Consider the following 431-nt stretch of genomic DNA (forward strand, 5'->3'; position numbering starts at 1 on the left):
GTTTTGCCAGAGACGAAAAGTCAAGGACTTTTTCATCAAATTCAAAAAGAAGTCACATTTTGCGGACTTCCTCACGGAGCAGACGCTTGATTTTGTCCTCCATCGTCTCTTTTGCGGTCTGGCTGAAATGGACACGGACGATATAGGTTGTCTTGCCGATCTGCTTTCTGACAGTCGGGCAAGTGGCGGTGTTGGTTGCGGTATTGTTCATTCAAAATCCTCCTGTAAATGAAAAATGCCCGGTGACTGTTCATCATCGAGCGGTGTCGGTATGAGGGAACAAGGCAAGGCGGCAACATTAAGGTATCTATAAAAACCTTGCCGTCTTTGCCATGCTTGCCGTGTTCCTGTTGTCAGTCTCGGAGATAGCAGACCCATGCTGTGCCGTCTTTCTCGGTCACAAGTCTGTCCCCGATACGGCTCTTTGCCGT

Annotated in this window: 2 protein-coding genes; both read right to left on the reverse strand. The window is 48.7% G+C overall.

All coding sequences use genetic code 11. The features are described 5' to 3' along the window. Positions 1–52: 52 nt before the first annotated feature. The gene (locus LI164_RS15690) at positions 53–211 is read right to left on the reverse strand and encodes a transposon-encoded TnpW family protein (RefSeq protein ID WP_006428300.1); all 159 of its coding nucleotides are present in this window, start codon (positions 209–211) and stop codon (positions 53–55) included. Next, the coding region (locus tag LI164_RS15695; protein WP_227087382.1) for a hypothetical protein at positions 208–431 on the reverse strand (224 nt) is incomplete at its 5' end. The genes LI164_RS15695 and LI164_RS15690, both read right to left, overlap by 4 nt.

Source organism: Dorea sp. 210702-DFI.3.125, from assembly GCF_020560945.1.
In the GTDB taxonomy this organism is placed as follows: domain Bacteria; phylum Bacillota; class Clostridia; order Lachnospirales; family Lachnospiraceae; genus Dorea; species Dorea formicigenerans.

What these genes read in the sequence shown, in the direction of transcription:
- LI164_RS15690 (WP_006428300.1), bottom strand. Translation starts at nt 211, where the DNA reads ATGAACAATACCGCAACCAACACCGCCACTTGCCCGACTGTCAGAAAG.